At 27.8% G+C, this 1,021-nt stretch carries 1 pseudogene; it reads left to right on the top strand.

What is annotated here, in order from left to right:
* Positions 1–315 precede the first annotated feature (315 nt).
* Positions 316–1,021: pseudogene (locus KI356_RS27615) on the top strand (hypothetical protein); the annotation flags it as partial.

The raw sequence follows: 1,021 nt of genomic DNA, 5'->3' as shown, positions 1-1,021 counted from the left end.
AATATAAATATTAATGAATTAACATTTAAACGTTGGATAAAAAATGATAATCAATTTAAAAAAGAATATGAACAAATTAATTTGGCATATACAAATAGCAATAACACAATATAAAATTCTAGATAACCTTAGTATAGGTATTAAGATAGCCATACTAAGGTTTTTAATTTGAGATTATTAAAGGACACTTATTTTTATTTATAGAACATAGTAAATACATAGATTTTACAATTAACTTATTTAAAAAGGAGGGATGTAATGATGCTTGCTAATAATACTCCAGAGAAAATACTATAAACAGCTTAGGAGACTAAAATGATTTCATCTGGAGATAATTCTCCAACTATAAAAATAAGTGAAACAAATCTTCAATATTTACTTGTGATGCTGCATCTTGTTATAGGATCCAATGCTATAAAAACGAAGCTAAATTGGACTAACGAGGAATTCGAAAAACAAATGCATGCACTAGAACTAGAAGGTTTATTGAATGAGACAGAAGGGAGTTACTATCCAACATGTATGGTTATAACAGCTAATGAAGGAGAAAAACTGTATAACCTATGTGAGCCTCTAATTAAAACTGCACTTAACATAATTGAAAAGCATTCTAATCAAATTGATGCTATGTCTAAAAGAATCGAGACATTTAATCATTTACCTAAAGAATCGTACAGTCTTTTACTATATAGTGGTGTGTTATTAGATTTTGGACAAATAATTAACATTGAAGAAAACTATTCAGAAACAGAACGGCCTTTGAAAAACAATAAAAGATATTATTATGCGATTCTAGAACAAGAACAAACAGACAAAGAGTCCTTTGGAATGTATGGTAATACGTATTTGGATTTAGGGGAATATCAAATTGGTCTTTATGGAAACACTCGATATACAACTTTGAATTTAATAACTGCGAATAAAGAAACGTTTGAAGAGTATTTTCACGATGCTATTACTGATATTAATTATACAAAAAACAATTAGTTAAAAATTTTGTAGCGGCAGATAGACAAGTAGA

Origin of the sequence: Bacillus hominis (genome assembly GCF_018332515.1) — a bacterium.
In the GTDB taxonomy this organism is placed as follows: domain Bacteria; phylum Bacillota; class Bacilli; order Bacillales; family Bacillaceae_G; genus Bacillus_A; species Bacillus_A hominis.
Note: the sequence above shows the minus strand (reverse complement) of the source record. Positions and strands in the feature narration are given on the sequence as shown.